This is a genomic window from Allorhizobium sp. GW101-3B10, from assembly GCF_059424725.1.
This window is the reverse complement of sequence record NZ_JBWKZR010000001.1, coordinates 874,688-898,625: the sequence shown is the minus strand read 5'-3', so window position 1 is coordinate 898,625 and position 23,938 is coordinate 874,688. Positions and strand designations below refer to the sequence as shown.

General features: G+C 63.4%; 20 protein-coding genes. 8 read left to right on the top strand and 12 right to left on the bottom strand.

Annotated features, from left to right (window positions below; all coding sequences use genetic code 11):
• Positions 1-186: 186 nt before the first annotated feature.
• From AC07Y0_RS04235 to AC07Y0_RS04225, 3 genes are all read right to left on the bottom strand, one after another.
• Positions 187-1,320, bottom strand: coding sequence for a hypothetical protein (locus AC07Y0_RS04235; RefSeq protein ID WP_498674833.1), 1,134 nt, complete (start codon positions 1,318-1,320; stop codon positions 187-189).
• Positions 1,321-1,576: 256 nt separating this feature from the next.
• Positions 1,577-2,158: an ATP-dependent Clp protease proteolytic subunit gene (locus AC07Y0_RS04230; RefSeq protein ID WP_498674832.1), complete on the bottom strand. Its 582-nt coding sequence runs from the start codon at positions 2,156-2,158 to the stop codon at positions 1,577-1,579.
• A 114-nt stretch (positions 2,159-2,272) separates the two neighbouring features.
• Positions 2,273-2,704, bottom strand: coding sequence for an Lrp/AsnC family transcriptional regulator (locus tag AC07Y0_RS04225; protein WP_498674830.1), 432 nt, complete (start codon positions 2,702-2,704; stop codon positions 2,273-2,275).
• 125 nt (positions 2,705-2,829) lie between these two features.
• Between AC07Y0_RS04225 and AC07Y0_RS04220 the strand changes: the two genes are divergently transcribed.
• The gene (locus AC07Y0_RS04220) at positions 2,830-3,933 is read left to right on the top strand and encodes a saccharopine dehydrogenase family protein (RefSeq protein WP_498674828.1); all 1,104 of its coding nucleotides are present in this window, start codon (positions 2,830-2,832) and stop codon (positions 3,931-3,933) included.
• Positions 3,934-4,316: 383 nt separating this feature from the next.
• Here AC07Y0_RS04220 and AC07Y0_RS04215 read toward each other — a convergent pair whose 3' ends face one another.
• Together AC07Y0_RS04215 and AC07Y0_RS04210 are read right to left on the bottom strand one after the other, a co-directional pair.
• Positions 4,317-5,753 (bottom strand): coniferyl aldehyde dehydrogenase, encoded by a 1,437-nt coding sequence (locus AC07Y0_RS04215; protein ID WP_498674826.1) that lies wholly within the window; start codon positions 5,751-5,753, stop codon positions 4,317-4,319.
• A 458-nt stretch (positions 5,754-6,211) separates the two neighbouring features.
• The gene (locus AC07Y0_RS04210; protein WP_498674825.1) at positions 6,212-6,415 is read right to left on the bottom strand and encodes an addiction module antidote protein; all 204 of its coding nucleotides are present in this window, start codon (positions 6,413-6,415) and stop codon (positions 6,212-6,214) included.
• Positions 6,416-6,736: 321 nt separating this feature from the next.
• Between AC07Y0_RS04210 and AC07Y0_RS04205 the strand changes: the two genes are divergently transcribed.
• A complete protein-coding gene (locus AC07Y0_RS04205; RefSeq protein WP_498674824.1) occupies positions 6,737-8,281 on the top strand; it encodes an anti-phage dCTP deaminase in 1,545 nt (514 codons plus the stop codon).
• Between the two features lie 16 nt (positions 8,282-8,297).
• Here the strand turns inward: AC07Y0_RS04205 and AC07Y0_RS04200 are convergent, their stop codons facing one another.
• Complete coding sequence (locus AC07Y0_RS04200; protein ID WP_498674820.1) at positions 8,298-10,859, bottom strand: GcvT family protein; 2,562 nt, start codon at positions 10,857-10,859, stop codon at positions 8,298-8,300.
• A gap of 219 nt (positions 10,860-11,078) precedes the next feature.
• Positions 11,079-11,822 carry an SDR family NAD(P)-dependent oxidoreductase gene (locus AC07Y0_RS04195; protein WP_498674819.1) on the bottom strand — a complete coding sequence of 248 codons (744 nt, stop codon included), beginning with the start codon at positions 11,820-11,822 and terminating at the stop codon, positions 11,079-11,081.
• A 135-nt stretch (positions 11,823-11,957) separates the two neighbouring features.
• On the opposite strand from AC07Y0_RS04195, the gene AC07Y0_RS04190 reads away from it, so the two are divergent.
• Positions 11,958-12,845, top strand: coding sequence for an AraC family transcriptional regulator (locus AC07Y0_RS04190; protein ID WP_498674817.1), 888 nt, complete (start codon positions 11,958-11,960; stop codon positions 12,843-12,845).
• 30 nt (positions 12,846-12,875) lie between these two features.
• Here the strand turns inward: AC07Y0_RS04190 and AC07Y0_RS04185 are convergent, their stop codons facing one another.
• Positions 12,876-14,345: a protein adenylyltransferase SelO gene (locus AC07Y0_RS04185; protein ID WP_498674815.1), complete on the bottom strand. Its 1,470-nt coding sequence runs from the start codon at positions 14,343-14,345 to the stop codon at positions 12,876-12,878.
• A gap of 317 nt (positions 14,346-14,662) precedes the next feature.
• Here AC07Y0_RS04185 and AC07Y0_RS04180 point away from each other — a divergent pair, with 317 nt between their 5' ends.
• Positions 14,663-15,166 carry a hypothetical protein gene (locus tag AC07Y0_RS04180; RefSeq protein ID WP_498674813.1) on the top strand — a complete coding sequence of 168 codons (504 nt, stop codon included), beginning with the start codon at positions 14,663-14,665 and terminating at the stop codon, positions 15,164-15,166.
• A gap of 230 nt (positions 15,167-15,396) precedes the next feature.
• On the top strand, positions 15,397-15,969 hold the full coding sequence (locus AC07Y0_RS04175) for a HupE/UreJ family protein (protein WP_498674811.1): 573 nt from the start codon (positions 15,397-15,399) through the stop codon (positions 15,967-15,969).
• A gap of 82 nt (positions 15,970-16,051) precedes the next feature.
• Here AC07Y0_RS04175 and AC07Y0_RS04170 read toward each other — a convergent pair whose 3' ends face one another.
• The 4 genes from AC07Y0_RS04170 to AC07Y0_RS04155 form a co-directional block, all read right to left on the bottom strand.
• Positions 16,052-18,280, bottom strand: coding sequence for a bifunctional diguanylate cyclase/phosphodiesterase (locus AC07Y0_RS04170; RefSeq protein ID WP_498674810.1), 2,229 nt, complete (start codon positions 18,278-18,280; stop codon positions 16,052-16,054).
• A 136-nt stretch (positions 18,281-18,416) separates the two neighbouring features.
• Complete coding sequence (queF, locus tag AC07Y0_RS04165; protein WP_498674809.1) at positions 18,417-18,881, bottom strand: preQ(1) synthase; 465 nt, start codon at positions 18,879-18,881, stop codon at positions 18,417-18,419.
• Positions 18,878-19,807, bottom strand: a complete 930-nt coding sequence (locus tag AC07Y0_RS04160) for a cation diffusion facilitator family transporter (RefSeq protein ID WP_498674807.1) — start codon at positions 19,805-19,807, stop codon at positions 18,878-18,880. The genes queF and AC07Y0_RS04160 overlap by 4 nt, the downstream gene beginning before the upstream one ends.
• A 174-nt stretch (positions 19,808-19,981) precedes the next feature.
• A complete protein-coding gene (locus AC07Y0_RS04155; protein WP_498674805.1) occupies positions 19,982-20,578 on the bottom strand; it encodes a TetR/AcrR family transcriptional regulator in 597 nt (198 codons plus the stop codon).
• A gap of 156 nt (positions 20,579-20,734) precedes the next feature.
• On the opposite strand from AC07Y0_RS04155, the gene AC07Y0_RS04150 reads away from it, so the two are divergent.
• From AC07Y0_RS04150 to AC07Y0_RS04140, 3 genes are read left to right on the top strand one after another with little or no spacing between them, the layout of a single operon-like run.
• Complete coding sequence (locus tag AC07Y0_RS04150; RefSeq protein ID WP_498674804.1) at positions 20,735-22,078, top strand: flavin-containing monooxygenase; 1,344 nt, start codon at positions 20,735-20,737, stop codon at positions 22,076-22,078.
• Complete coding sequence (locus AC07Y0_RS04145) at positions 22,075-22,941, top strand: alpha/beta hydrolase (RefSeq protein WP_498674802.1); 867 nt, start codon at positions 22,075-22,077, stop codon at positions 22,939-22,941. Before AC07Y0_RS04150 ends, AC07Y0_RS04145 begins: the two co-directional genes overlap by 4 nt.
• A gap of 10 nt (positions 22,942-22,951) precedes the next feature.
• Complete coding sequence (locus tag AC07Y0_RS04140; RefSeq protein ID WP_498674800.1) at positions 22,952-23,725, top strand: SDR family NAD(P)-dependent oxidoreductase; 774 nt, start codon at positions 22,952-22,954, stop codon at positions 23,723-23,725.
• Positions 23,726-23,938 lie beyond the last annotated feature (213 nt).

Sequence of the window (23,938 nt, the reverse complement as noted above, 5' to 3'; positions counted from 1 at the left end):
GCGAACGAAAATGACTATCGTTCACCAACAGCAAAGATCGGTCCGATTGGCAAGCCGGGCACGCGGCAAACGGGTACGGCCGTAATCCGCAACAAGATCGTCGGCGCACCTTCTCAAGACGAGCAAGCATCCGCGGTCGCTCCCTGCCCCGGGCTGGCGGGAAGGCTCCGACACGAGAGAAGCAGCTCAGTTGTCCGGCGCAGCCAGCCGGAAACTCGTCACCGCGTCCAGAATGCGCTTCTGGCCCTTGTTGTCGCCGAGGAAGTGATAGCCGACGATGGTATAACCGCGCTTCTTGTAGACCACATAGGCCGCGATGCTGCGAACCGTCGCTCCGCTCACCTCGCCCTGGTACTGGCGCATGACCACCGGCACCTTGGGCAGGCCGACGCCCGGATGCTCGCCGGCCGGCTTGGCCAGCCGCTCGTTCATGAAGAAGATCTTGTCCGCCAGGTTTTCCTCCCAGGCATCGGCAAAATCCTTGACCTTGGTGCTCTGGTCGAGGTCCAGCGCCCAGACGATCACGCCCTCCACCCGGTCCGGATGGCGCATGTCGAGGGAATAGGGCTCGGCAGCATCGATCTGGCTCGACCAGATGCGCGGCACGGCGATCCAGAATCCGCGATCGGAATTGCGGCGCCAGACGATTGTGTCCTCGTCGTCGGTGGCGGGCGCAGGCTTGCCGGCGGACTCCTCCTCTTCCGCGCTCTTGGCTGGAGGCGCCGGCGTCTGCGGCTCCTCCTCGGCGGCTTCCGGCTCGGCCGCCTTCGGCTCGCCGATGGCGAGCGTTGCCGAACAGTTCTCGAACACTTTCATATGCTCGTCGAATATCCCTTCCGGTGCCGAATAGGACATCAACAGGAACACGCGCGGCGCGGTCACCACCATCTGGATATGATTGAACGTGCGCAACTTGCCGGCGGTATCCGTGGTCTTGTAGCTGGCGATGACGAAGGGCGCCTGCTGGCCGGCGATCGGAGCTTCACCCTCCTTGAGGATGCGGCCGTCGCGGATGTCGAGCAGTTGCGCCTTGAGCACGCCGAGCTGGGCCTTGGCCGTCTTCTCGCTGGTCTTTGCCCGGTCGATCACCTGGACGATGATGGTGGCGTCGCGGGCGGTGCCGCCCAGCCCGGAAAACACCCGGTCGGTGTTTTCCGCCTGCTGGAAATCCCAGTCCGAGGGAAACTCGCAGGAGAAGCCCGAATTGTCCTTGTAGGTCCGGAACACGGTCTCCTGCGCACCGGCCGGAATCACGGCCGCAAGCACCAGAGACGCCACCAGAAGCAGGCACTGGACCATAGCTTTGGCAAAATTCCGCATCGATCTCCGCCTCCCGTTGCACGATCGACCATATTAGCCCGATCGGCTGTGTCAAACGATATGCGGCTAGACCTTCGTCGGGCGAAGGGCGGCGGATGGCCGGAGCTTGACGATCGTCAGGAAGGGACGCGGGAAATCGACAGGGAAGGCCCCAGGCATTCCGTGTGACCGCCGCGCGGTCGCAGATCCCGGCAAGACAAAGCCCCTGCCGACTCTCGCCGACAGGGGCCTGTGAATGCAGTCTCCGGGCCGAAGCTCAGAGTTCCGACTGCTTCTCGGCGATCTTGCCGACGAGGCCGTATTCCTTGGCTTCTTCGGCCGACAGCCAGTAGTCGCGGTCGATGTCCTTGGCGACCTTCTCTTCCGACTGGCCGGTGGCCTTGGCGAAGATCTTGATCAGGCGCTTGTTCATCTTGATGATTTCGTTGGCCTGGATCTCGATGTCGGAGGCCATGCCGCGGGTGCCGCCCGAGGGTTGGTGCAGGAGGAAACGGGTGTTGGGCAGGCAGATGCGCCGTTCCTTCGGAACCGAGACGTAGATCAGCGCACCGGCCGAGGCGACCCAGCCCGTGCCGATGATGGTGACCTTCGGCTTGATGAACTTGATCATGTCGTGGATCGAGTCACCCGATTCCACATGACCGCCCGGCGAGTTCACATAGACGCGGATGTCGTCGTCGGAGGCGGCGGCAAGTGCCACCAGTTGAGTGCAAACCTTCTGCGCCAGTTCCTGGGTGATCCCGCCATAGATGAAGATCGAACGCGACTTGAAGAGGTTCGCTTCCGTTTCCTTGCCGAGCGGCAGTTCCTTGCTCTTGTCGTCTTCGTCTTCATTCATCGGATAGTCTCCACTTGGATTCGGTCACCCGCACATAGTGCGACTCATGTCCTAAAACAATGCGGGAAAAAGGGGAAGCGCGGAACCGGTGAACAGCGCGTTAGCGCGGGCTGCCTAGCGCGAGATCCGCGTCGACAGGATGATCGACGACAGCGTGCGCTCGACGCCGGCGATCGCCCCGATGCGGTCGATCAGTTCGTCGAGTTCGGCAATCGAGCTCGAGGCCAGGATGGCGATCAGGTCGAACGAGCCGTTGACCGAATGCAGCGTCGTTACCTGGCGGATGGCGTCCAGCTCGGCGGAAACCATCGGCAGCGACTTCGGCGCAATGGTGATCAGCACATGGGCGCGGATCAGCCCGCTCTGGAAGGCCTCCGACAGCCTGACCCCGTAGCCGGCGATCACCCCTTCGCGTTCCAGCCGCTCCAGCCGCGCCTGCACCGTCGTCCGCGACAGGCCGAGCCGCCTGGCGAGATTGGCCACCGGCATGCGGGCGTTCTCGCCGAGCAACGCCAGAAGTTCGCGATCCTTGTCGGTAATTTGCATTTCGTCCAATCCTCTCGGCAATATGCCGAAACAGATACCACGAAACGAACATATCGTCGCTATGAATCGAAAGGCGCAGTCGGCATCCTGTGCAAACCTGACGAAATTCAAGAGGGGATATTTCAATGAAGGACGTAGTCATCATCGGCGGCGGCAAGATCGGCAGCGCCATTGCACTCATGCTGGCCGACAGCGGCGCCTACAGGATCACGGTCGCCGACCGCAGCGAGGCGCAGTTGGCCGCCATCGACCGCCATCCGGCGATCACGACCGCCGCCGTCGACATCACCGATGCGAACGCCCTCGACGCGGTGCTGGCCGGCAAGTTCGCCGTGCTCTCGGCCGCCCCCTTCCACCTGACCGGCGCGGTCGCCGAAAGTGCGGCCCGCACCGGCACCCACTATCTCGACCTCACCGAAGACGTCGCCACCACCCGCAAGGTCGAGCATCTGGCGAAGAATGCCAGGACCGCCTTCATCCCCCAGTGCGGCCTGGCCCCCGGCTTCATCTCGATCGTCGCCAACGACCTGACCAAGCATTTCGACACGCTCGACAGCGTGCGCATGCGCGTCGGCGCGCTGCCGCAATATCCGTCCAACGCGCTCAACTACAATCTGACCTGGAGCACGGACGGCCTGATCAACGAATATATCGAGCCCTGCGAGGCGATCGTCGAGGGCAAGCTGATCAATGTTCCGGCGATGGAAGAGCGCGAGGAATTCTCGCTCGACGGCGTCACCTACGAAGCGTTCAACACGTCCGGCGGCCTCGGCACACTGGCGAAGACGCTCGAAGGCAAGGTGCGCACGATGAACTACCGCACCATCCGCTATCCGGGCCACCAGGCGATCGTCAAGGCGCTCTTGAACGACTTCAACCTGAAGAATCGCCGCGACGTCCTGAAGGACCTGTTCGAAAATGCGCTGCCCGCCACCATGCAGGACGTCGTCGTCGTCTTCGTCACCGTCTGCGGCGTAAAGGACGGCCGTTTCCTGCAGGAAACCTATGCCAACAAGGTCTATGCCGGCGTCATCGGCGGCCGCCTGATGAGCGCCATCCAGATCACGACGGCTGCCGGCATCTGCACCGTGCTCGACCTGCTGGCCGACGGCAAGCTGCCGCAAAAGGGCTTTGTCCGCCAGGAGGAAGTCAGCCTTCCCGCCTTCCTCGCCAACCGCTTCGGCCGTGTCTACGACCCGGAAGTGGCAAGGCTCCCCAAGGTGGGGTGATCGGTCTCCTGGGGGGAGGAGTGGACCGACAAGGTCCTGGATGGAGCGGCGACAACAAAAAGACGAGCCGCTCCGTCCATCCCGCCCAGCCCTACGCGCCACCTTCTCCCTAGCGGGGAGAAAAGGCTGCGCTACGACGTTTCCGGCCTCCTCGCCCACCGGGGAGAGGAGGCCGAGCGAAGCGGAGGCGGGGTGAGGGGGAAGCCCCGCGCGCCAAGGAAACGAGTCTTTCGCCCCGCCGATGGTGATTTCTGAGGGGGCCGACGAATCGGCCACTCTCCCCGACCGCTTTTTCCAAAGTGAGCTTCGCCCCCCTCATCCGGCCCTGCCGGGCCACCTTCTCTCCGCTGGGGAGAAGGGCCCCACCGCCAGCGCCTCCACCCTCAGCCGAAGCGTGCCAGCACCTTCAGAAGCATGCCGGCCAATTTGCCATAGGGCGGATAAAGCAGCGCCACCGCCGACAGCCGCGACTGGCGCAACACCGGCTTTTCCTTGCTCATCGCCACGAAGCCCGCCTCGCCATGACAAGCGCCATAGCCTGAGGCGCCAACGCCGCCGAAGGGCAGATTGTCCTGCGCCAGGTGCAGGATCGTGTCGTTGATCGTCACGCCGCCGGAAATCGTTCCGTTCAGCACCCGCCCCTCGGCTTTCCTGTCGGTCCCGAACCAGTAGAGCGCCAGCGGCCGGTCGCGGGCGTTGATGAAGGCCAGCGCCTCGTCGAGCGTATCATAGGGAATGACCGGCAGGATCGGCCCGAAGATTTCCTCCCGCATCAGCGCCATCGTGTCGTTGGCCCCGGTGACAACGACCGGCGCGAGGATGCGCCGCGCCGCATCGGTGCCGGGCAGCAGTTCGATCACCTTCGCCCCCTTGTCGCGCGCCTCCTCGATCAGGCCGGCGAGCCGGTCGAAATGGCGCGCGCTGATGATCGACGTATAGTCGGGATTGTCGGCAAGCCTCGGATATTGTCTTTCCGCCGCCGCCTTCGTCGCTTCCACGAAGGCCTCGACGCGGTCGCGCGGCACCAGCGCGTAATCGGGCGCAACGCAGGTCTGGCCGGAATTCAACAGCTTGCCCCAGATCAGCCGCGGCACGGCGCTGTCCAGATCGGCGGAGGCATCGATGATCGCCGGTGATTTGCCGCCGAGTTCGAGCGTGACCGGCGTCACGTTCCGTGCCGCTGCCTCCGCCACTTTGCGGCCGACAGCGGTCGAGCCGGTGAACATCAGGTGATCGAACGGCGCCGCACTGAAGGCGGCCGCCACCTCCGGCCCGCCGGTGATGACCGCCAACTCGTCCTCGGCGAAGAACGCCTTGACCGCCGCATCCAGAACCTCGGAAAACCGCGGCGTCAGCTCGGACGGCTTGAGCATGGCCCGGTTGCCGGCGGCAAGCGCCCCCACCAGCGGCGAGAGCGTCAGGTTCATCGGATAGTTCCACGGCGCGATGATGCCGACGACGCCGAGCGGCTGGCGCAGGATCAAACCCGATCCCGGCTGCCCCGTCCAGGCGAGCGGCACGCGGCGCGGCCGCATCCAGCCCTTCAGGTGCCGCCGCGCATGGCGGATCGCCGCCCGCGTCGGCACGATGTCGGCGAGCGTGGTGACCACCGCCGACCGATTGCCGAAATCCTCCGAGATCGCCTGGGCAAGGCGCTCCTGCCAGACAAGGATCATCCGCTCCAGCCGGTCGAGACGGTCGACCCTCAGCGCGAGTGCCGGATTGATGTCCGTGAGATAGGCCGCCCGCTGGCGCGCCAGCACTTTCCCGATCGCCAACTCCGGCGAAACCGCCTGCCGATCGTAACCGTTCCCGTCCATCATCCGCCTCCCAATGCTCCGACGCTCTACAGATGAGCCGAGACCGGAGATTGTTCAAGTGCGAACAGATGACAGGCGGGAATTAAACACCGCCGATCCTGGATCGCCCTCAGGCTGAGCTGCTCGCGACACCGGTCCTCGAAGCATCCTGATGTGTCGTGGATCGCGGGCCTCGTGCTTCGAGGCCGGGCGCTGCCCGCCAGCTCGGCATGAGGGACATGGAGTGGAACCGTTCGCGCGACGCCCCATCTCGCCCTTGGTGGGGGAGAAGGCGATTTCGATGAATTGGGCGCAGCACCTGCCGCGGCCAAACATCAGAAATCGCATGTGGGGGGGATTGTTGGTCCTGCCCGCAGCACCGGTCCCCTCACCAACAAGATCTGAAGTTTAGCCCTGATCGGGCTAAGCCTTCGATTTTGTAACCTCTCCCACAAGGGGGAGAGGTATCGCCGCCGCCCCTATCCCTCGTCGATCGGCAGCGCCGAGAGCTTGAGCCCCATGGCCTTCATCAGCTTCAGGACGGTGGCAAATTCCGGATTGCCGTTTTCGCCGAGCGCCTTGTAGAGGCTCTCACGCCCAAGCCCTGCCTCTTCAGCTATCGCCGTCATGCCGAGCGAACGCGCGACAGTGTTGAGCGCCCGGCAACTTTTAATCGATCCCACACATCGGAATACAATCAACGTTCACAACAAAAAGGGGCCCCACTCTGGAGCCCCTCATACAATCGCGATTCGATGAATTAATCGCAATTAGTCTCGTATACCTTGGAGCCAAGCGTAAAATGATCCCTAAAGTCACGAATCGCGTCGTTGTAGGCGTGCTCGTTTTTCTGCACCAACGACTCGAGTCGATCCAACAGTGGCTTAGGCTGCTGGACACTTGAAGCGCCCTTTTTTTCCACACGAGGTTGCATTGTGTTCCCTGAAATTAGGTGTAATCGTGAGTCTAGCATCACTAGAAATCCTTAACAAACGAAGAAGCCAATGGCCACCGAAACGTTCCCAAAACCCGACAAAAATCTACCCGAGATTTTTATCGGAATTGTCTCGCCCGTGGGAACCGGATTGAAAACCACCATTGACGCACTGGCAAAGGAATTCAACGTTAAAGGATACAACGTTCATCACATAAAAATTTCTGACCAATTTCCAGCAATCAGCGACACCTTTGGCTACACTAAATTAAATACACGCACACGATATGATCGAATTGATACCTACATTAATTTTGGAAACTATCTACGTAATCAATTAGGCGGACGCGCACTTTCTGCTTTCGCAATATCCCAGATCGCTGAAAAACGCTCAGAGGACAAAACCCGAGGAGACTTATTCATCATCGACCAACTGAAAACTGAACAAGAACTCGATCTACTCCGAGAGGTTTACGGGAACTGCTTTTTCCAGATATCAGTTTATTCTGCCCGAGATGTCAGGGTTGATAACCTCGCGAATACGATGGCCCATGACAACAAAAAGCGCGACGCCAATTTTTTCCGAGGTAAAGCAGAAACGCTCGTCGCGAGAGACGAAGACGAATTCAACGAGCCTAATGGACAGAAAGTAGGCAAAATATTCCAATATGCCGACGTGGTTATAAATGCAGACAGAGCCGACGATCACAACAACGTACCTCAACAAGTACGCCGATTTGTTGAGCTTCTTTTTGGACATAACGGTTATTCGCCAAATCGGTTGGAATACGGAATGTATCTGGCGCACTCAGCAGCGCTTCGAAGCCTGGACCTGTCAAGGCAAGTTGGGGCGGCAATATTTCGGAAAACAGGCGAAATCGCAGCTCTGGGTGCGAATGAAGTACCGAAGGCAGGCGGGGGCACCTATTGGGCTGATGACCCATTCGACGCACGCGAGTACAAGTTGGGAGCGGACAGCAACGATAAAAGAAAAAATGAGATACTTGACGAGGTGATCGAAATTATTTCCGGAGGAAATCCGGCGCTAACTAAGGATAAAATAAAACAATTAGAGAAATCCCAGTTCATGGACGCTCTGGAATATGGCAGGATCGTTCATGCGGAGATGTCAGCTTTAAGCGACGCTGCTCGCCTGGGTATTTCAGTTCATGACGCAACAATATATTGCACAACATTTCCATGTCATATGTGTGCAAAGCACATCGTTGCGAGTGGGATATCAAAAGTGGTATTTCTTGAGCCCTATCCAAAAAGCTTAACTTCCGACCTGCACTCTGACTCTGTGAAAATTGAAGGTATGTCGAGAGGAGCTTATGGCAAATTCCCTGCGGTGGAATTCGCGCCATTCTTTGGCATCACACCGCGCAGATACAGGGAGTTCTTTCACCGAGTCAAAAGAAAAAACGGTATCGAATTCGAAGATTACCGGAACAATCAGCCCATGCCTATGGTTCGCTCAAATCTCGCTGCCTACCTTCCTTTAGAAACGGAAACTTTCAAGGCGTTGAAACAAAGCATCACCCAAATACTGGAAAAACCGAGACGGCGCAAAAAACCCGCCAGCCTCTCGACCGACGGGTCCATAACCCTCTGAGTAAACCGCTCCCGCCTCAGCTCCGCGGCTTCAGATTCTCCGGGTCATACAGCGGCTTGTACCCCACCGCCGCCACCTCGACCGGATAAGTCTCGGCAAAATACTCGACGTTCAGCTTCCGCCCCACCTGGCAATATTCGTGCGGCAAATACGCCAGCGCGATATTCTTGCCGATGGTCGGGCCGAAGGCGATCGAGGTGGTGTAGGAGCGGCGGCCGAGGCTGTCGATGAGGGTCTCGCCGGTTGCCGGGTCCATGACCGGCAGCGAGCCGACCGGATAGCGGGCGACGCCGTTTTTGTCGGTGTTTTCCGTCATCACCAGCGTGCAGAGCATGGCCGGCTGGTGGTCGCGCGCCTTGTATTCCAGATGCTTGGACTTGCCGCGGAAATCGGCTTCCTTGACCTTCGGGCGGGCAAGATCGGCCTCGATCAGGTTGTACTGGGTCAGGAGGTCGCCGTTCTGCAGGCGCAGGCTCTTTTCCATGCGGCGGGAGTTGGCATAGGTCTCGACGCCAAAGGCCATGACGCCGGTGGAGCGCAGCGCGTCCCAGACGGCCAGGCCGTCCTCGTACTTCATGTGCAGTTCCCAGCCCTGCTCGCCGACATAGGAAATGCGGAAAGCGGTCACAGGCTTGCCGGCGATTTCGATCGGCTTGATCGCGGCAAACGGGAAGTTCTCGATGTCGAGCCCGGCCGGGTCGGCGACGACCTTCTTCAGCGTGGCGCGGGCGTTCGGGCCCCAGATGCCGATGGTGATGAATTTCTCCGAGACGTCGGTGATGGTGACGTCGAGGCCCCGATCTTGCGCCACGCGCTTCATGTAGTGGTAGTCGCGCGGGCCGGCATCGGCGCCGTTCACGAGACGGCAGCGGTCGGCCATGCGGAAGACGGTGAAGTCGGCGCGCACCATGCCCTCGTCGTCGAGGAAGTGGGTGTAGATGCCCTTGCCGATATTGCCGTCACCGCCGATCTTGGCGGCGCAGAGCCATTCCAGCAGCTCGACATGGTCCGGCCCTTCGATGTCGACCATGTGGAAGTGGCTGAGGTTGACGATGCCGCAATCCTCGCTCATCGCCAGATGCTCGGCGTTCGAGACGCGCCAGAAGTGGCGGGTGTCCCACTCGTTCGCGCGGACGGGAACGCGGTCGCCGTATTTCTCAAGGAGATGCTCGTTGGCCTTGTAGCCGTGCGCGCGCTCCCAGCCGCCGAGTTCCATGAAGTAACCGCCGAGCTCCACTTCACGCTCGTAGAACGGCGAGCGCTTGACGTTGCGGCCGCTGGCATACGGTTCGCGCGGATGCACGGCGGGGAAATAGATCTTCTGCGCGGCCTCGAAGCAGCGCCCGGCGATGAAGTCTTCGGTCAGCTGATGCGGATAGAAGCGGGCGTAATCGATCGAGTTGTGGTCGATCTCGGTGCGGCCGTCGGTCATCCAGTCGGCGATCAGCTTGCCGTAGCCCGGACCATCCTTGACCCAGATGGCGACGCAATACCAGAGGCCGCGGACCTTCTGGCTCTCGCCGCAGGACGGGCCGCCGGCGGCCGAGACCTGCAAGAGGCCGTTGAAGGAATGGCCTTCATTGTAGCCGAGTTCGCCGAGGATCGGTGTGAGCTCCATGGCCCGCTCGAGCGGCTCGAGGATCTGTTCCATCTCCAGATCGCGCTGCGAGGGCGAAAGCCGCGCCTCGTGCTTTTCCAGGAGCTCGCGCGGATGGCACATGCGCGGTTCCTTGGTCTCGTAATAGCCCCATTCGATCTGGCCGCCCTCTGTCGTCTTCGGGTCGCCGGTGTCGCGCATATAGGCGGAATTGCCCTGGTCGCGCAAAAGCGGATAGCCGATTTCCTTGCCGGTGCCCTCGAACTCGTTGAACGGGCCGAAGAAGGTCAGCGGATGGTCGACCGGCATGACGGGCAGGTCCTCGCCGACCATTTCGGCGATCAGGCGGCCCCAGAGGCCGGCGCAGACGATGACGTGGTCGGCCATGATCGTGCCGCGATGGGTAACCACGCCCTTGATGCGGCCGCCCTCGACGATCAGCGATTTTGCCGGCGTATTGGCGAACATATTGAGCTTGCCGGACTTTTCCGCCGCATCGACCAGCTTGCCGGCGACCGTTTGGCTGCGCGGAATGACGAGGCCGGCGTCAGGATCGAACAGGCCGCCCTGCACCATGTCCTCCTCGATCAGCGGGAACTTTGCCTTGATCTCGGAGGGACTGACATAGTGGGCGCGGGTGCCGAACGCCTTGGCCGAGGACAGCTTGCGCTTGATCTCCTCCATCCAGGCATCGTCGCCGGCGCGCGCCACTTCCAGGCCGCCGATGCGGGCGTAGTGGCCCATCTTCTCGTAGAAATCGATCGAGTACTGCGTCGTCCAGACCGACAGGAAGTCGTGGCTGGTGGTGTAGCAGAAGTCGGAGGCGTGGGCGGTGGAGCCGATGTCGGTGGGAATGCCCGACTTGTCGATGCCGACGATGTCGTCCCAGCCGCGCTCGATCAGGTGATGGGCGATCGATGCGCCCACGATGCCACCCAGCCCGATGATGACGACCTTCGCCTTTTGCGGAAACTCTGCCATAGCCTCAAAATCCTGTTTGATGTTTGACGCGGATTTTAGGGCGACCGGACGCGTCACCACATTCTCAATGCGACATTATCGAAATGCTGCACGACCCAGTTTTCGGCGGACCTTCGATCTGCGACTGCCAAGTTTGCGACATCCGCGATACGGACACAAGAAGCTTTGCCATCTCGGCCGGCGCGCACCCTCCATGGGCGTGCCGGCCGCCATCACCGCTCAGATCATATAGCCGCCGGAAACCTCGATCGACTGCGCATTGATCCAGCCCGCTTCGTCCGACAGAAGGCCGGCGATGGCGCGCCCGACATCGTCCGGCTCGCCGATCCGCCCAAGCGCCGTCTGCGACGCCAGCAGCGCCTCGAAGGCGTCGTCGAGCCCGCCGCCGAGCTCCGTGCGGATGGCACCCGGCGAGACCGCATTGGCGCGGATGCGGCGCTCGCCGAACTCCTTCGCCATGTAACGGGTCAGCACCTCCAGCCCGCCCTTGAAGGCGGCGTAGGGCGCGACACCCGCCGTCGCGACGCGGGTCGTGGCGCTGGTCACGTTGACGATCTGCCCGCCGTCGCGGATCAGCGGCAGCAGGGCCTGCGTCAGGAAGAACGGCCCCTTGAGGTGGATGTTGAACAGCCCGTCGAACTGTTCTTCCGTCACGGTCGCGATCGGGTTGAACAGGCCGTAGCCGGCATTGTTGACGAGACCGTCGAAGTCCGCGCGGCCCCAGACGGACTGCAGAGCCGCGCTGACTGACTCGCGGAAGGCGGGAAAGGACGTGCTGTCCGTCACGTCGAGCTTCAGCGCCACGGCCTTGCCGCCCTCGAACGCGATGTCGCGCACCACCGTCTGGGCAGCGTCCGGCTGGCTGTTATAGGTGAGGATGACGCCCATGCCGCGCTTGGCACATTGGACGGCGGTGCTGGCGCCGATGCCGCGGCTTCCGCCGGTGATGATGACGATTTTCATGGAAATGGCTCCGTTTCGTTGACGGCGCAGGTCTAGCCGGCATGGGCTCCGGCGCGCGCGCCCGATCCTCTTCGAAACTTGCCTATTCGTGCTTTCGGCTTGCGGTCGCGCCAAGTCTCTGCAAGATCGCCACCCATGGAAGAACAGCTGCAGGAACTGCGAAGACTGGCATCGCGCGCCGAGAACCGGCGAACGGAAACCGGCATTCCCCGCGTCGCCATGGTCCGGGGCGCCATTCCGGAACACGAACTGACGGCGGTCTATGAGCCGATGGTCAACCTCGTCCTGCAGGGCGGCAAGACGATCACGGTGGGCGAGCGCAGCTTCCATTACGACCCCGCGACCTATTTCGTCATGACGGTCGATCTGCCGGCCGCCGGCTCGGTCCATGCCTCGGCCTCTGGCGCACCCTACCTTTCGGTGGCCCTGACACTCGATCCCGCCCTCGTCGCCACGCTTCTGTCGGATTTGCCCAAACCTGCCGCAGGCGGCGTACAGGACGGCGCCTTCTCGGTCGCGCCGGTCACCGGCGAGCTTCTGGATGCCTGGCTTCGCATGCTGCGCCTGATGGACCGCCCTCAGGACATCGCCGCCCTCTCCCCGGCCTATGAACGCGAAATCCTCTACCGGGTGCTGCAGGGACCGCATGGCTGGATGCTGCGCGACATGGCCAGTCCCGGCACGGCGCTGGCGCGGATCGCCGTCACGATCCACTGGCTTCGCCGGCATTTCGCCGAACCGCTCAAGGTCGAGACGCTGGCGGACATGGCGGCGCTCAGCATTTCCGCCTTCCACCGCCATTTCAAGGCGGTCACGGCGCTGAGCCCGCTGCAATACCAGAAGCGCCTCAGGCTCCTGAAGGCGCGCTCCCTGCTGATCGTCGGCGAGGCGACCGCCACGTCCGTCGCCTACGCGGTGGGATATGAGAGCCCCAACCAGTTCAGCCGGGAATATGCCCGCCTCTTCGGCCTGCCCCCTGCCCGCGACCTCGCCCGGATTTCAGCCGAACTCAGGTCGCGATAGCGCGGGGGGCTCTGAGGGCCGGACGCGCCGTCACGTTCCGCAGAAGGTTCGCTCCACCCGCTCTTCGACCGCCGGCTTTTCCTGATAGGCGGCAAATTCGGGGATTTCCGCATAGGGGTTCTGCAGAGCCGCGTGCAGCCGCTCGAACACCGTGAAGTCGCCGGCAAGACCGGCCTGGATCGCTTCCTCGATGCGGTGGTTGCGCGGGATGACGGCCGGGTTGACGGCCTCCATCGCCGCCTGCCGCTCGCCCATGGTGCGGGGATCGCCCTCGAGGCGCAGGCGCCAGCGCCGGAGCCAGTCGCCAACGCCGATGGGATCGGCAAATTCGGCCTCAAGGACGGGATCGCCAGCGCCGCCGGCGACCTTGCCGAGCGCGCGCAACGTCCGGGTGAAGTCCGCCTCGCCGTCCTGCATCAGCTTCAGCAGGCTGTTGACGAGATCGAGGTCGCCCCCCGCCTCGCCGGCAAGGCCGAGTTTGGCCCGGAACAGGTCGAGCCAGCGCGACTGGAACAGTCGGCCGAATTCCGCCAGCGCGGCATTGGCCGCCGCAACGCTCTCCTCCTCGCTCGATGTCAACAGCGGCAGCAGCGTCTCGGCGAAACGCGCGAGGTTCCACTGGGCGATCCCCGGCTGGTTGGCATAGGCATAGCGCCCGCGCTGGTCGATCGAGGAGAACACCTTGCGCGGATCATATTCGTCGAGGAAGGCGCAGGGGCCGAAATCGATCGTCTCGCCCGAGACCGCCATGTTGTCGGTGTTCATCACGCCATGGATGAAGCCGACCGACAGCCAGCGCGCCACGAGATCCGCCTGACGCGCCGCGACCGCATTGACGAGCGCCAGATAGGGCTGCTCCACGCCTTCCAGCTCCGGGTAGTGGCGGGAAATCACGTGGTCGGCGAGCGTCCTGATCGCCTCGTCATCGCCGCGCGCCGCAAAGAACTGGAAGGTGCCGATGCGGATATGGCTCGCCGCCACGCGCGTCAGCACCGCGCCGGGAAGCTTCGTCTCTCGATGCACCACCTCGCCGGTCAACACCGCGGCGAGCGCCCGGGTCGTCGGAATGCCGAGCGCGTGCATCGCTTCCGAAACGAGATATTCGCGCAGGACCGGCCCGAGTGCGGCCCGCCCGTCGCCATTGCGCGAAAAGGGTGTGACACCTGCACCCTTGAGCTGAATGTCGCGGCGCTGGCCGTCCCGGTCCACCACCTCGCCCATCAGGATCGCCCGCCCGTCGCCGAGCTGCGGTACGAAATTGCCGAACTGGTGGCCGGCATAGGCCATGGCGATTGCCGCCGCCCCTTCGGGCAGGCTGTTGCCCGAAAAGATTGCGGCCAGATCCTCATCACTCGCTCCGGCGAAATCGAGGTTCAGCTCTTCGGCCAGCGTCTCGTTGAAGCGGATCAGCCGCGGCGCACGGGCGGCAGCCGGGCTGGCGGGGCGGTAAAACCGCTCCGGCAGACGCTGGTAACTGTTGTCGAATGCAAACACGGCCATCGCTCCGGATTGTCGTTCGCCCGCCAAACAGGCGGGTCTCCTGCCCTCAATATGGGGCCGAGCTTGGCGCGAGCAAGCGCAAAGCCCGCCGGAACCTGCCGCAGCGAAACGCCGGTGGGGAAAACCGGACCAAATCTGGGTGCATACCCGGCGCGCTATTGTCTCCAGGATTGCCGGCCTCTTAACGTATCGTCCGATCGGAATGTGCGCTTCGGGGTCACGGGGCGGCAGAGCCGCATTTTATTCGCCGCGGCTCCTGCCTCTCCGGAAGGGGCGGCGCAAGGCCCGGCTGCTGATTGTCGAGGGGAAGATCAGACATGAAGATTCGTTTCGCCGCCGTCGCGGCCATTGCCGCCGCGATGCTCGCCGGCTGCACCACCACCGAGGAAGCCAACACCGTCATCCAGTCGCGCTGGATCGGCCAGCCGGCCGAGCTGTTCTTCACCCAGTACGGCCCGCCGATCTCGGAGTTTCCGATGGGCAGCGGCAACATCCTCTACACTTGGCGCGGCGGCGACAAGACCCGCTACATCCCGCCGCAATATTCGACGCCGGAACCGGTCCAGACCACGACGCGCACCGTGACCCGCGAGGCCAAGCCCGGCGTGACGGTGACCAAGACCACGACGCTCGGCGGCGGCTACGCGCCCCAGCCGCAGATGATCTCGCCGCCGCGCTACGAGGAGCTGTTCTGCGAACTGCAGATCACCGCTGACCCGTCAGATCGAATCGTCGCCATCCGCGCGACCAACGACACCGACGGCGAAGGCTTGAGCTTCTCGCGTTGCGCCGAAGTGCTGGACGCCCATCCGCAGAAGTAGTTTCGGCCGTACGGCTGTGTGTTTCACCCTCCGCGCCCGCGCGCGGAGGGTTTCTCTTTGCTGCGGCTGCCGCGTTTCCGGCGGTGCAGACGCCGCTGTGGGAACAGCCGCGGTCAGGGCTTTGGCGTAGACAGCGACAAAGCGCTTACGATAGTCTTCGCAGTGCGATATAGCCGAAGGCCGGCGCGACTGATTTCCGGGCGCCGTGTCGACCACAAAGAGGGACAACCATGTTCAAACGCCTTTCGATGACCGCAGTAATTTTTGCCACCGCCACCGCCCCCGCCTTTGCCCACCTCGATCCGGCCGAGCATGGCTCGCTGATGGCGGGTCTTTCCCATCCGCTCTCGGGCGCCGACCATATCCTCGCCATGGTGGCCGTCGGTCTCTGGGCCTCGCAGATCGGCGGACGTGCCCTTTTCGCCGTCCCCGCCGCCTTCGTCGGCACCATGGCGCTGGGTTTCCTGCTGGCCGTCTCCGGCATTGAAATCCCGTTCGTCGAGCCGGCCATCCTCGCCTCGGTCATCGGCCTCGGCCTGCTGGTCGCAACCGCCGTGCGCCTGCCGGTCCCCGCATCGGCCGCCGTCGTCGGCTTGTTTGCGCTGTTCCACGGCCATGCCCATGGCGGCGAACTCGGGGCCGCCGGCGCAGTCCAGTTCGGCCTCGGCTTCCTCTTCGCCACCGCCGCCCTTCACGCCGCCGGCGTCGGCCTCGGCATCGCGCTCGGCCGCATGGGTCCGCTCATCACCCGCCTGCTCGGCGTGGCGACCGCTGTCGGCGGTGCAGCCCTCGTGCTCGGCTGATTCGGCAGAAGTCGATCAGTGGAAATGCGATCGGCGGGTCCTCACCCGCCGATTTTTTTATGTCTGATCGATTGGAATAGACCTAGACGGACGAAAGCCGTGGCGTCGTCTTCGCCCGGCCCGACAACAGGGCGCCGACATCCTCCTGGGTCATGGGCTTGGCAAACAGGAAGCCCTGCAGCTCGTCGCAGCCGATGCGGATCAGAAAATCGTTCTGCTCCTTGGTCTCGACGCCTTCGGCCGTGGTCTTCAGGCCCTTGGCCCGGGCCAGCTCCACGATCGCCTGGATGATGGCCTCGTCGCCGCGATCCTTGCCCAGGCCGTCGACGAACATCTTGTCGATCTTGATATGATCGACATCGGTTTCGTGCAGACGGCCGAAGGTCGAAAAACCGGTGCCGAAATCGTCGAGTGCGATGTGGATGCCGACGGCCCGCAGCGCGCGGATATTGGCGGCGCAGCTGTCGGAACTGTCCATCCAGGCCGTTTCGGTGACTTCGAGTTCCAGCTTGTGCGGCGAAAGCCCGGTCGCAGCAAGAATGGCCATGACTTCGATGGAAAAGGCGCTGTCGCGCAACTGAACCGCAGAGACATTGACGGCGATGTTGTCGATCGGCCAGGCGGCGGCGGCGCTGCAGGCCTGCTCGAGAACCATGCGGCCAAGCTCGCGGATCAGGCCGCACTCTTCGGCAATCGGCACGAAATAGACGGGCGAAATCAGGCCGCGGGTCGGATGCTGCCAGCGCACCAGCGCCTCGACGCTTCCCACCTGGCCGGTCCCGGCGAAATACTTCGGCTGATAGAGCACCTGGAACTGCTTGCGGTCGGCGAGCGCATCGCGCAGGTCCCGCTCGATCTCCGCCCGCTCGCGGACCAACGCATCCATGTGCTGCCCGAAGATCGAATAGCATCCGCGTCCGCTCGCCTTGGCACTGTAGAGCGCCACGTCCGCCTTGCGGGTCAATTCGGCGCGGTCCGTGCCGTGCAACGGCGAAAGCGCCACGCCGATCGATATTCCGACGAACACGCTCTGCCCGTCGATGCAGATGGCCTGGCCGACGGAATCCACGATGGCCGCGCAAAGCGCCTCGATCGCCTCGACCTGGTCATAGGTCACCAGCACGTTGAACTCGTCGCCTCCGACACGGCACAGCGAGGCGCCCGGTGGCACGAGTTTGCCGATGCGCGATCCGATCTCGCAAATGACGAAGTCGCCGGCAGGGTGGCCGAGCGTGTCGTTGATCGGCTTGAAGCGATCGAGATCGAGATAGAGGATGGCAATCTGGCGGGGCTTGTCCCCGACCTCCGAGAGCGCTGTGTCGAGCCGCGCTTCGAACGCAGCGCGATTGAGCAGGCCGGTCATGGAATCATGGGTCGCCAGATAGCGGATGCGCTCTTCCTGCTCGCGATTGGCCATCGCGCGACGGTAAAGCATGGCGATGAAGATGCCGACGACGACGACCAGGCACAGAAGAATGATGACCAGTGCCGGCGTAATCGATTGCAGGAAGGCCAGTCCCGGACGGTAGGACTGCCAGACGACATAGCCGATGCTGTCACCGCTGTTCGTCACCAGCGGCAGGCTGGCCTTGTTGATTGTCGCCTCTTCCGTCAGCGAGAAATGCATGTTGCTGAAGTCGTACTTCGTCTCGAGTTCCTTGAGAAAGGGACCGTCGATATAGCGGACAGCGACATGGACGAATTCCTCGCCTGCGACCTGTTCGATGTCGCCGCTGTCGCTGACGATCGGCTTCAGGCTGACGACGGCCGGACGGCCGTTGAGGAAGCGAAAATCGGTGACGCCGGGGCTGTCGATCCCTTCTTCGATTCCGATCGTCTCTCCTTGGCGCAACGCCGCCACCAGTTGCTGCAGCATGGGGGCCGTGGTTTTCTCGATCGAAGCGTAGCTCGTCGCCTCGTCCTGCACGCCGTTTGAGAAGGCGTAGACCGGCTGCCCGTCCGGCTTGACGACGTAAGCGGCGTCGTGGCCGAAATAGGTGTGCATCCACTCGCCGAGATTGGCGTTTATCCACTCCAGGCTTTCGGGCGACGCATAGCCGCGGACATTGACGACAGCGTCGTCCCACACCGTAGCGCTCTCCTGGTCATGGGCGAGCTGGAAACGGAAACGGCCGATCACATGGCGCGCCATCTCGGTCTGTCGCGCGGTCGATACAGCGTCGATCTTCCAGGTCGACCAGACGAGGAAGGAAAAGGTTCCGGCAGCCAGAACGACCAAGCCGAGGACGGCGGCCGCGACGACCTTGACGATGGAAAAGTCGGCCGCTCGGCGGAAGCCAGGAATCGCCATGATATGTGAGCCTCTGTTCATGTACTGAACAAATGGCAGGTTTGCCTTAACACCGCACTTCGCAATTAGGTTTCCGATCCGTTAAAACTGTCCCGGATCCGCCCTCGCGCCGGAGATTTCGCCCCTCGGGATTCGCTCAGCCGCGGCCGCGATAGGTGGCCACGCCCTGTTCCGGCAGCCAGACACCCTCCGGCGGCGCGCCGGTCTGCCAGAAGACGTCGATCGGGATGCCGCCGCGCGGATACCAGTAGGCCCCGATTCTCAGCCATTTGGGATCGAGCAGTTCGATCAGCCGTTTGGCGATGTAGATCGAGCAGTCCTCGTGGAAGGCGCCATGGTTGCGGAAGGAAAACAGGAAGAGCTTCAGCGACTTGGACTCGACGAGAAAATCGCCGGGAATGTAGTCGATGACGATGTGGGCGAAATCGGGCTGCCCGGTCATCGGACAGAGCGAGGTGAATTCCGGCGCGGTGAAGCGCACGACATAGTCGGTGCCCGCATTGCCGTTCGGCACGCGCTCCAGCACGGCGGTCTCCGGGCTGGTCGGCGCTTCGACACTCTGGCCGAGCTGCGAGAGCCCGCTGACATCGGTCTTGCTCATGATTTCCGCTCCTTTGCTCTTGCCCCGACACCGACCCTGACGCCATGCGCCCTCTCGCTCTCGGGTTCGACATGAATGGTCACGCGTCCGCCCGGAAGCACAGCCTTGACGGCAGCCTCCAGCCGGTCGCAGATCTTGTGCGCCTCGCGAACCGGCATGTCGCCGGGGACGACGAGGTCGAAGGCGACGAAGGTGACGGCGCCGCCGCGGCGCGTGCGCAGATAATGGACGTCGAGCGAGCCCGTCGAATTTTCGGCGATCGCCTGCTTGATCGCCGCCTCTTCATCGGGCTCGACCGCCTTGTCCATCAACCCCGCCACCGAATGCGAGATCACCTTCCAGCCCTGGTAGATGATGTTGATGGCGACGAGGATGGCAAGCACCGGATCGAGGATCGCATAGCCGGTGGCGACCACCAGCACCAGGCCGAGGAACACGCCTGCCGAAGTCACCACGTCCGACATGATGTGATGGCCGTCGGCAGCGAGCGCGGGAGACCGGTGCGTCTTGCCGATGCGGATCAGGGCCCGGGCCCAGATCAGGTTGATGAGCCCCGCTGCGCCGTTGATCGCAAGCCCCAGCACCGGCGCCTCCAGCACCTGCGGATCGGTGAGCGCTCCGACCGCCTCGCGGATGATGAGCAAGGCCGCGACGACGATCAGCACGCCTTCCAGAACGGCGGACAGATATTCCGCCTTGTGGTGGCCATAGGGGTGGTCGTCATCCGCCGGCTTCTGCGCATAGCGGATGACGAAATAGGCGACGAAGGCGGCGACCACGTTGACGGTCGATTCCAGCCCGTCCGACAGGAGCGCCACCGAGCCCGTCACCCACCAGGCGACGAGTTTCAGGCCCATCACGCCGAATGCCAGCGGAATGCCCCAGAAGGCGAGGCGCGCGACGATGCCATTGCCCTGTTCCGTCATCACTTTTCTTGCCCTTGCAGATGCGAACGAATTGCAGAAATTCGCCCGTAGAAAACGCAAAACCGCCCGCGTTCGATGCGCGGACGGTCGTTGGCCCCGGTATGGTCGAAGTCGATCCTCTTGTCAAAGGCCATGACGCCCGGCGGCACTCAGTTATGCCAACAAAAGGCGAGTCTAGCGCCCTTGGCCGGGCTCGAGAGAACTGCGGAACAGCGAAACGAGGAAGGAGATGCGGGCTTCCGCCGTCTCCGGCGCCAGCGAGACCTGCACCACCAGATCGACGCCAAGGGCTATCATTGTCTCGGCCATCAGCGCGGCATCGTGTGGCCTGATGCGGCCGAGCGCCGTCCAGTCCAGCAGGTCCTTTTCCAGGTCCCTCTGGATGTCGGTCTTGCTGTCGGCAAGGTAGAAGATCCGCCGGAAGATGGTCTGGTTGCGCGCGATCAGCAGCGCATTGTCCGGATCCTTGAGCGCCACTTCCGCCGCAAGCGCAAAAGGCGCGCGCAGAAAGGCCTCGACCGTTTCGGCCTCGCGCCGGCTGCGGCGCAGGTTCTCGGCCAGCGGCTGCATGATCTCGGCGACCAGCGCCTCGAACACCGCCTCCTTGTCGTGGAAATAGTTGTAGAAAGACCCCGGCGCCAGACCGCTGCCCCGCACGATGTCCCTGACGGTCGCCGCGCCATAGCCGAGCTGCGACAGCACGGCCCTCGCCGATGCCAGCAGGGCATCGCGGTTCGCCTTCTTGTTCTGCTCTCGCTTCGATTCGCTCACCCCGGATTTCTCCCACAAAGCCGGCCGGGCGTGAAGGGGAGCGCGGCACGCGACAGCGCGCAACAGAAAAATGACGCCTGCGTCATTTAATAATTGACACAGGCGTCATTTTTATCGAACGTCAGTTCCAGGGAACACTTTGGGAGGAGGAAACCCATGTCATCGAAACGTGTCGCCGTCATCGGCGCCGGCCCGGCCGGCATTGCGGCCATCAAGAATTTCACCGATCTCGGCTTCGAGGTCGTCGGCTTCGACCGCTGCCAGGGCGTCGGCGGCAACTGGCGGTTCGACGATCCGACCGGCCATTCGAGCGTCTTCGAGACGACACACATCATCAGCTCGAAATACACCTCGTCCTACGAGGATTTTCCGCTGCCGGACAATGTCGCCGACTATCCCTCGCACCGCGTTCTGGCGAAATACTTCGAGGACTATGCGCGCACATTCGGCGTCGACCAGCGCGTGCGGTTCGAGACCGAAGTCGTCAAGTGCGAGCCGGCGCCCGGCGACCGCTGGTCGGTGAGCTGGCGCCGCTCCGGCGACGAGGCGTTCACGACCGAAGTCTTCGACGCGCTGTGCGTCTGCAACGGCCATCACCATACGCCGCGCATGCCCGACTATCCCGGCACCTTCACCGGCAAGATGATGCATTCGCACGAATACAAGCGCGCCGCCCCCTTCGCCGGCCAGCGGGTCCTGGTCATCGGCGGCGGCAATTCGGCCTGCGACGTGGCGGTGGAGACCTCGCGCGTCTCGGCCAGGACGGCCATCAGCTGGCGCCGCGGCTACTACCTCATCCCTAAATTCATGCTCGGCCAGCCGGTCGACAAGCTGTTCTACCGCTTCACCTGGCTGCCCAAGCGCCTGCAACTGATGGGGCTCGAATTCCTGCTCAACCTGCTGCAGGGCAAGAACCGCGACATCGGCCTGCCCGATCCGGATCACCGTATCATGGCGACCCATCCGACCCTCAACTCAGACCTCTATCTCGCCATCCGCCACGGCAAGGTGGAGCCTAGGCGGGACATTCAGCGCCTCGACGGCAAGCGCGTGCATTTCGTCGACGGCACGTCGGAGCAATTCGACGTCATCGTCGCCTGCACCGGCTACCAGATCACCCACCCCTTCCTCGACAAGGCCGTGATCGATCTGTCGAAGGCGCCGGTGCGGCTCTACCAGAAGATGCTGCCGGAGAAGCTGAAGAACCTCTATTTCATCGGCCTGTTCCAGCCGCTCGGCTGCATCTGGCCGGGCGCCGAACTGCAGGCCAAGCTTGCGGCCCGCCACCTCGCCGGCCTGTGGCGCCCGAGCGCGCCTCTGCCGCAGCTGATCGACCATGAGCTGGCTCACCCGGATGTCGACCAGGTGAATTCGCCGCGCCACACCGTCACCGTCAACGACATGGCCTTCCGCAAGCGGCTGAAAGCCGACCTTGCCCGCTCGGCCCCGGTGCCGGCGCGGCTGGGTCTGGTCACGCCGCGGCTTGCGGCCGCCGAATGAGCCGCCTGACCACCGGGACCGCGCCTGGTCCCGCCGGCCGCCTCGGCCTCCGGCGCATGGAGGCCGAGGGACGAAAGCGGGGCGAGCTTCTCTTCGTCCATGGGGCCTGGTCCTCGAGCTGGTATTGGGAAGAGCATTTCATGCCCTTCTTCGCCGATGCCGGCTTCGACGTCGTGGCCCTGAATCTGCGCGGCCACGGCGACAGCGAAGGCCGGCTGCGGCTGGCGACGATCAACGGCTATGTCGACGACGTCGCCGCAGTCGCCGCCACGCTCATGAACCCCGTCATCATCGGCCATTCGATGGGCGGGCTGATCGCCCAGCGCTATGCCGTGCGTCATCCGGTGCGCGGCCTTGCCCTCCTCGCCTCCGTCCCGCCCTGGGGCGCCTGGTCGGCGCTGTGGAGTGTCATCCGCGAAAGCCCGGCCAAGCTCATCGCCTGCACGCTCGCCTTCGATCTGAAGCCGATCGTCGCCGACCGCGATCTCGCCCGTCGCCTGCTGTTCTCGCGGGAGCCCTCCGTGCGCGACATGGATCACCTGCTCCACCATCTCGGATCGGAATCCTATCTCGCCTTCCTCGGCATGCTCTTCCAGCGCCTCACACCCCGCCTTCCCGATCATGTCCCGCGCTTCGTGCTCGGCGCCGACCGCGACGCGCTTTTCCCGGCAGAGACCGTCCGCGCCACCGCGCGGGCGCTGAAGACCGAGGCCCACCTGATCCCGCAATGCTCGCACATGCTCACCGTCGAGCACCGCTGGCGGGACGCGGCGGAAGCCATGCTGGCCTGGCTGGACGGCTACATCCCCGCGCGGGCGGCCGTCGACGGTACGGCCGCCCGCACCAGTCTCGACGCCGGATAGGGAGCCCGCGATGCGAAAGAAATCGATCCTCATCACCGGCGCCGGGTCCGGCATCGGTCTGAAGTCCGCCCTGCTGTTCGCGTCACGTGGTTGGCTCGTCGGCGCAGCCGACATCGACGCCGCGAGCCTGGAACGCCTCGCCGCCATGGCACCGGCCGGCAGCATCGTGCCGATCGTCGGCGACGTCACCGATCACCAGGCGGCGATCCATATGGTCGAGGCCTTCACCGCGCAGACGCTCGGTCAGCTCGACGTCGCCTTCCTTTCGGCCGGCATCCTGCGCATGGGCGCCTATATCGACATCGCGCCGGGGGACCACGCCCTGATCAACCGGGTCAATATCGACGGCATCCTGAACATGGTCGGCGCCACCTTCCCGGCGCTGAAGAGAACGCCCGACGCCCACCTGATCAGCATGAGCTCGGCCTCGGCCGAATACGGCGTGCCCGAGCTTGCCGTCTATGCCGCCTCCAAGGCCTTCGTCCGCAGTCTCACCGAGGCGCTCAGCATCGAATTCGCCGAGCACGACATCACGGTGAGCGCCATCACGGTGGCCTATGTCGCAACGCCGATGGTCACCGACGCCAAGGTCAAGGCCCGCTCGATCGAGAAGCTCGGCGTCAAGATCACCCCGGAACGCGTCGCCGAAACCGTCTGGTGCGCCGCCCACGGCCGAAAACTCATGTGGCGCATCGGCCTCGACGCCAAGCTGCTTCACCTCGTGGTGCGTCTGCTCGGGGACCGGTTCAGTTGGATTGGAAAAAGGCTGGCCGGTTACGACTAGCGGCCAAGGCAAGGCGTTTTCACGCAATGGCGGCGTCGATTGAAAACCCTCTTCTCCCCAGCGGGGAGAAGTGCCGAGCGCATGCGAGGCGATGAGGGGGCCAAGTGCGCAGGCCTTATGAGCTGCGCTCCCCCTCATCCGGCGCTACGCGCCACCTTCTCCCCGCAGGGGAGAAGAGGGACCGATACCGCTCGCCCGAGTCAGATCGAACGC